Here is a 6,018-nt window from a genome sequence, read left to right as displayed (position 1 = left end):
CCGCCGCCCACCGTGCCCCGCCGCCCGCCGGGAGCCCGGTCACCGTCCGGCCGACGTGACCGGTCGCCGTGCGCCGACAGTTACGCGCCCGCCGACCGTCACGCACCCGCCGGTCAGACCCCGGCAGCCCCACCCCGGCCGGGGCCCTCCCCCGTGGCATCCGGTCCGGCGGACCGGTGGAGGGCGGCCAGGACGTCCTCGTCGGTCAGCTGGGCGAAGTCGTCGTACCACTCGCCGACCGCCAGGAACCCGGCGGGCCGGTGCAGGCAGACCACGTCGTCCGCCTCACCGGCCAGGGACGAGGCGCCCTCCGGCGAGCAGACCGGCACCGCCAGGACGGTCCGCGCGGGTGCCCGGCGCCGTACGGAGCGCAGGGCGGCTCGGGCCGTGGCTCCGGTCGCCAGCCCGTCGTCGACGACGATCACCGTGCGGCCCGCCAGTTCGGGGGCCGCCCGGCCCTGCCGGTAGACGCGTTCACGGCGGCGCAGTTCGGCGCGTTCCCGCTCGACGACGGCCGTGAGGTCACCCGGGTCGAGGCCGAGCATGCGCAGGGTGCGCGGGTCGAACAGCGGGACGCCGTCACCGGCCAGCGCGCCCACGGCGAACTCCTCGTGCGACGGTGCGCCGATCTTGCGGACGACGATCACGTCGAGCGGCGCGCCGAGGGCGTCGGCGACCTCCCGGGCCACGGCCACGCCGCCGCGCGGCAGTGCCAGGACGACGGGGTCGGGCAGGGCGCCCTCGTCGGCCAGGGTGCGCAGCCGCCGGGCGAGCGCTCGTCCGGCCTGCCGGCGATCGGAGAACCGCACCGTCTCCGCCTCCTCCTCCCGGGTGTCGTCAGCGGGTGGGGGCCGCCCGTCCGATGCCCTCCAGGGCGGAGTGCGGGCGGTCGGCGGTGGCGAGGTCGCCCAGGCTGACCACGCCCACGGGGCAGCCGCCGCGTTCGACGACGGGGAGGCGGCGCACGGCGTGCTGCCGCATGAGGTCGGCCGCGTGCTCGGTGGTGTCGTCGGGGCCGAGCGTCACCAGGGGCGGACGGGTGCAGACGGAGCCGACGGTCGTCTCGTGCGGATCGCGGCCCTCGGCCACGGTCCGCAGCACGATGTCGCGGTCCGTGAGGACCCCGAAGAGGTCGCAGTCGTAGGCCACCAGGACGTCGCCGACGTCCCGCTCGCGCATCAGGTGGGCCGCCCGCGCCACCGTGGTCATGGGCTCCACGGACGCGGTGTCCGGCGACATCACGTCCCGTATCAGCCGGGTCATGGGTACCTCCGGGGGCTGGTCGGGCGAGTGGTCCGTGTCCGCCGCGTAGCCCTCCGGGCGCCGGATAAACGGAGGGTCGGCCCGCGGGGGGAGGCGGCACCCGGCCGGGCCGGCGCTGGGCCGGCGCCGACCGGGGCCGTGAGGTTCTACCGGGCCGCTCCCGGGATCTCCTCGGTGACACCGTTCAGCGGTGAGGCCGGGTCGGTGCCGTAGGGGCGGGTCAGGACTTCCAGGCCGTGCCCGGCGGGGTCGCGGAAGTAGACGCCCCGGCCGCCGTCGTCACGGTTGATCCGGCCCGGATGGCGGCCGTGCGGGTCGGCCTGGACGGGGACCCCGTCGGCGACCAGACGGGCGAGGACCGCGTCGAACTCCTCCTCGGTGACGAGGAACGCGTAGTGCTGCACGGGGATGTCGTGATCGACGGTGGCGAAGTCCAGCGTGACGCCGTTGGCGGTGGTGACCGGCAGGAACGGTCCGGCAGGTTCCCCGACGTCGAGCCCCAGGACGTGGGCCACGAAACGGGCGGACCTCTCCCGGTCACGGGTCAGGACGATGGTGTGGTTGAACTCGACAAACATGTCGGCAATGCCTCCATGGGCATCCGCGGCGCCTCCATGCCTCACCCGGCCGGTGACCGGCACGCGATGCCGCGCGAGGGAGCATAGGCACGCCTGCCGGAGCTGGTCGAGCCCTTTTCCCCGGCGCGCGGCCGGTGCGGCACGGTCCTGACATCTGTCAGGGACCCGTCGGCCGCGTCGTTCCCTACGGTGCTGGATACCGGCCCACCGGGGCGAACCGCTCCGGCAACCGCCGGTTGTCCGCAGTCACCGTCCATTGTTTCCGGGGGACTTCATGAAGCAGCTGACGCGCCGCACCACCACCGCCCTGGTCGCGGCGGCCCTCACCCTCGGCGGTCTCACCGCCACCGCCCAGGCGGCACCGGCCGCACCCGCCGCCCGGACCGCCCCGGCGGCGGAGCAGGTGCCGTCCGGCAGGTTCACGCCCGCCGGCGGCGACCCCACCCTCACCGACGTCTACCTCTGGGCGACCAATGTGAATCTGCGTGCCCGGCCGACGCGGCAGTCCAATGTCCTGGCCGTCCGCTCGCAGTACTGGCTCGACGCGTTGTGCCAGACCCGCGGTGAGACCGTCACCGACCCCGCCGTCGGCACCAACAACTGGTGGACCGCCGTGATGGAGTTGTCCGGCAGCGACATCGCCTGGGTGAACAACCTGTACCTGCGGGGCGGGGAGAAGATCGCGGGCGTCCCCGACTGCTGAGCCGGGACGCCGTGACACGCCCGTGGTGGGGCCGCCGAGCACAGTAGCCCCCACCACGGGCGTACGCGTTCCCGCTGCCGCACACCCGCCCGGGTGTGCGGCAGCGGGAGCCGGGCAACTCCGCTGGGATCAGTACCAGTTCGTCTGGGTCAGGATGTGGCCGTCGCAGGCCAGCCGGGCGCGCGAGACGCGGCCGTCGAGGTTGTTGCCGATCTTCGAGTAGGCGTAGTCGATGCCCGGGTCGACGGTCTCGGAGACCCAGCCGTCGGCGCGGCCCACGCCGTTGTTGGAACGCTCCAGCACCGCCGAGCAGTTGCTGCGGGAGTTCTCGATGCGGGCGAAGGAGCCGCACGTGGCGGAGTAGAAGTACTTCAGCGCCATGCCCTCGGCGTACCGGGTGGCTCCCACCTGGCGGAAGGTGCCCGCACAGCTTCCGACGGTGGGGTACTGCCCCTCCATCGAGTAGAGCCCGTAGTTGCCGCCCGAGTACGGGGCGGCGTGGGCGGACGAGGCGGGGAGGACTGCCATCACGGCGGCGACCGCTGCGGCGCCCCCGGCGGCCAGCAGGGTCCTGAGCGAACGGCGGCTCATGGTCCGGCTCCTTCTTCCTGTGTCGGGGTGGTCGTACCGGGGGAGGGCGGCGGCCGGTGGTCCGGCCGGGCCCCGTACCCGGTGGCTGATCGTGACCGTAGGGGCGCCGGCGCCCGGCCCGACACCTGACAGGTATCAGGGTCCGGGCTCCTCGCGGGGCCGCCGGGGGCGTGCGGAGGTCACCGCACGGCGCCGGGGCCCGGGCTGCGGCGGGGCAGCAGGGCGAGGTGTTCCTCACGCACCAGGCCGAACCGGAGGGCGACGGAGGCGAGGCGGGCCCGCTTGGCTCCGGTCCGGCCGCCGTCGGCCGGCGGTGTGCTCTCCTCCCCCGTCTCCAGGCGGAGTTTGGTGAGGGCGAGGTAGTCGATGTGGTAGTTCACGGCGGAACGGGTCAGGTCCCGGCAGGAGGCGAGCGGGCGCAGCCGCTCCACGATGTCCCCGGCCCCGGGCAGGGCCGGGTCCGCGGGGTCGCGCAGCCTCGGTTCGCACAGCGCCACCAGGACCAGGAAGTACTTGGCCGTCGGGTCCAGCGCGAAGGGGTGCACGGTCTGTTCGCCGATCCCGTCAGCGGACTGCTCGCCGAGATAGGCGTGCTGCGGGGCGAAGACCTTGAAGGCGGCCGTGCCGGTCAGGGCGGGGAGCACCACCCGGGAGAACTCGAAGGGCACGGGTGCGCCCAGCCGCCCCGGGGCGACGGTGAGGTACTCGCCCGCGCCCTCCAGGTTCTCCACGGCGTAGGACACGGTGCGGCTGAAGTTGGACAGCCGCCAGTAGTCGCCCGCCGCCTCCACCTGGCCGGCCCGGCGGGAGATCCCGGGGTCGTCGAGCGCGATGGCCACTCCCCCGTCGCCGGGCAGGCGGCGGCCGAACTCCACGACGTCGCCGGGCCCGAGATGCAGGAGTCCGGGTCTGCCGCCACCGCCGCGGGGCGACGGCAGGAGGTCCGGTAACTGGACGATGATCGTTTCCACGGCTGCTCACCTTGGTCGGTCGCCCAGCAGTCTAGGCCGTGTCTTTCGGATCACTCCGACTCGGATCGACGGCGCCTTGACAGGTGCCGGTGAGCGGGGCTTGGTGCGTGCAGCTGCAAGGCGGAGGAGGGCGCCGATGCGGAGCATCGGCAACCGACGACAACGCGGCAGATGTGCGTGCCAAGCCCCGCGGCCCCGGGGAGATCCGAAAGACACGGCCCAGACATCCCCCACGGGCCGGCCGGCGCGCTCACCGGGGGTCTTCACTCGCCCGGGCGGTTTCCTCCACACGGGCGGCCACCCAGGTCAGGAAGGCACGGACGTCGGCCGCCGGCAGGGGGCGGGCGGCGCGCCGCGGACGGTCGTAACCGGCCAGCGCGTTCTCGATCAGCGGCCGGAAGGCGGGTTCGTTCTCCGCGACGGCGCGCCCCGCACGCCGTTTGGCCGTCCAGCGGCCGGTGCGGCAGAACACCACGCTGCGGCAGCCGTTGAGCACCCTGTTGTCGGCCAGGTGGCCTTCGCCGTCGGTGTGTTCACGGACCGAGGCGCGCAGCGCCCGCAGCAGGTCGGGGCGGTCCGGCTCGGCGATCGCCTCGTGCGCCGGCCGGCCGTGCAGGCGGAGTCCGGCGCGGGCGGCGACGGAGCGGTCGATGACGTACCAGAAGGGCGCGGCCCCGTCCGGGTCGAAGCTCACCTTCTCCGGCAGGTCCGGGCCGGTGTTGAGGTCGAGCAGGTAGCCCGCCCGGGCGGACGGGCGGGCGGCGAAGCCGGCGCCGTAGACGACGAGTTCGAGCCCGGCCGCGGGGCAGGGCAGGGCGGGGTGGGCGAGGGCTGCGGCCAGTTCGGCCAGGGCGGGACGGGGCAGCGAGGGGTCCACGACGACCGTCACGTCGACGTCACTGCGTCCGTGCCGGTAGTCGCCGAGCGCGAGGGAGCCGACGGCGAGCACGCTCACCGGGCGGGGACCGCAGACCGTACGGATGCGGTCGACCAGTTCCGTCAGGTACGGGCGCACCTGCGGCGGGAGGGGTGCGCCCGCCGGGGACCCGGAGGGGGCACCGGAGCCGGACGCAGGAGGAGCCGAAGCCGGGGGCGGGGAAGCCGGGGGCGGGGAAGCCGGGGGCGGAGGGCCGGGGCCGTCCGCCGCGGGGTCCGCCGGGCTCACGGGCCGTCCGCCCGGTCGTCGGCCCCCTCCTCGGCCGGGCCGTCCGCCGGGCCGTCCGCCGGGCCGTCCGTGTCGGTCCACAGGTCGTCGCTGTCGCACACCCGGGCTCCCATGTTGCGCTCCATCATGCGCAGGGCGGCGTCCGCGAGGTCGGCGTGGATGTGGGCGACGGCGTCCCGGGGGACGACCACCTGGAAGTGGCGGATGTGCGCGTCGAGCGACGAGTAGAGCACGCACTGCTCGGTCACCTGCCCGCAGAGCACCAGCCGCTCGATGCCCTGCTGGTTGAGGAGGTAGCCGAGCGGGGTCTCGAAGAAGATCGAGTGGCGGGCCTTGACGACGAACAGGGAGGAGTCGTCCGGGCGCAGCGGCTCCACCAGCCGGGCGTGCGGCCCGGACAGCGCGCTGTCGAGCAACTCGCCGTGGTGGGACCGCCATTCGCCGAAGTTGTCGTTGACGTAGATGACGGGGACGTCCCTCTTCCTGGCCCGCTCCAGCAGGCCGGCGACGACCGGCACGACGGACTCCGCCGAGGGCAGCAGCAGCTCGGCGTCCGGGTGGTCGTACGTGTTGATCATGTCGATGACGATGAGCGCGCTCTTGGGCATGTCACCAGGGTTCCCCGTGCGCGGGGATCGAGCGACCCGAATGCGCGGTGCGCGCCGGCGCCCGCCGGGGGCTCACCGCGTCTTCCGTGAGGCGGGGCGGCCCGGCCCCGCAGGTCAGCCGCCCGCGGTGGCCGTCGTG

General features: G+C 74.5%; 8 protein-coding genes. 1 reads left to right on the top strand and 7 read right to left on the bottom strand.

The window, feature by feature from the left end:
* Positions 1–113: 113 nt before the first annotated feature.
* The 3 genes from G3I53_RS19595 to G3I53_RS19585 all read right to left on the bottom strand — a co-directional run bounded on the left by G3I53_RS19595 (position 114) and on the right by G3I53_RS19585 (position 1,841).
* Positions 114–809, bottom strand: a complete 696-nt coding sequence (locus G3I53_RS19595; protein ID WP_164336543.1) for a phosphoribosyltransferase family protein — start codon at positions 807–809, stop codon at positions 114–116.
* Between the two features lie 28 nt (positions 810–837).
* On the bottom strand, positions 838–1,263 hold the full coding sequence (locus G3I53_RS19590) for a CBS domain-containing protein (RefSeq protein ID WP_164336541.1): 426 nt from the start codon (positions 1,261–1,263) through the stop codon (positions 838–840).
* Positions 1,264–1,409: 146 nt separating this feature from the next.
* A complete protein-coding gene (locus tag G3I53_RS19585) occupies positions 1,410–1,841 on the bottom strand; it encodes a VOC family protein (RefSeq protein ID WP_164336539.1) in 432 nt (143 codons plus the stop codon).
* Between the two features lie 274 nt (positions 1,842–2,115).
* Between G3I53_RS19585 and G3I53_RS19580 the strand changes: the two genes are divergently transcribed.
* A complete protein-coding gene (locus G3I53_RS19580) occupies positions 2,116–2,544 on the top strand; it encodes a peptidase M23 (protein ID WP_164336537.1) in 429 nt (142 codons plus the stop codon).
* A gap of 129 nt (positions 2,545–2,673) precedes the next feature.
* On the opposite strand, the gene G3I53_RS19575 is transcribed toward G3I53_RS19580, so the two are convergent.
* The 4 genes from G3I53_RS19575 to G3I53_RS19560 all read right to left on the bottom strand — a co-directional run bounded on the left by G3I53_RS19575 (position 2,674) and on the right by G3I53_RS19560 (position 5,879).
* Complete coding sequence (locus tag G3I53_RS19575; protein ID WP_239063988.1) at positions 2,674–3,135, bottom strand: hypothetical protein; 462 nt, start codon at positions 3,133–3,135, stop codon at positions 2,674–2,676.
* A gap of 179 nt (positions 3,136–3,314) precedes the next feature.
* Positions 3,315–4,106 carry a serine/threonine protein kinase gene (locus G3I53_RS19570; RefSeq protein WP_164336535.1) on the bottom strand — a complete coding sequence of 264 codons (792 nt, stop codon included), beginning with the start codon at positions 4,104–4,106 and terminating at the stop codon, positions 3,315–3,317.
* 250 nt (positions 4,107–4,356) lie between these two features.
* Positions 4,357–5,121 carry an aminoglycoside adenylyltransferase domain-containing protein gene (locus G3I53_RS19565; RefSeq protein ID WP_164336533.1) on the bottom strand — a complete coding sequence of 255 codons (765 nt, stop codon included), beginning with the start codon at positions 5,119–5,121 and terminating at the stop codon, positions 4,357–4,359.
* 146 nt (positions 5,122–5,267) lie between these two features.
* The gene (locus G3I53_RS19560; protein WP_239063987.1) at positions 5,268–5,879 is read right to left on the bottom strand and encodes an isochorismatase family cysteine hydrolase; all 612 of its coding nucleotides are present in this window, start codon (positions 5,877–5,879) and stop codon (positions 5,268–5,270) included.
* Positions 5,880–6,018: the final 139 nt, after the last annotated feature.

The sequence above is a fragment of the Streptomyces sp. SID14436 genome (assembly GCF_010548465.1).
GTDB lineage: Bacteria > Actinomycetota > Actinomycetes > Streptomycetales > Streptomycetaceae > Streptomyces.
The sequence above is the reverse complement of the archived record's forward strand: the minus strand, read 5'-3'. Positions and strand labels throughout refer to the sequence as shown.

Bases quoted from the DNA above. Each gene is read 5' to 3' on its own strand.
- G3I53_RS19590 (WP_164336541.1), bottom strand. From the start codon at position 1,263: ATGACCCGGCTGATACGGGACGTGATGTCGCCGGACACCGCGTCCGTG.
- G3I53_RS19585 (WP_164336539.1), bottom strand. From the start codon at position 1,841: ATGTTTGTCGAGTTCAACCACACCATCGTCCTGACCCGTGACCGGGAG.
- G3I53_RS19580 (WP_164336537.1), top strand. From the start codon at position 2,116: ATGAAGCAGCTGACGCGCCGCACCACCACCGCCCTGGTCGCGGCGGCC.
- G3I53_RS19575 (WP_239063988.1), bottom strand. From the start codon at position 3,135: ATGAGCCGCCGTTCGCTCAGGACCCTGCTGGCCGCCGGGGGCGCCGCA.
- G3I53_RS19560 (WP_239063987.1), bottom strand. From the start codon at position 5,879: ATGCCCAAGAGCGCGCTCATCGTCATCGACATGATCAACACGTACGAC.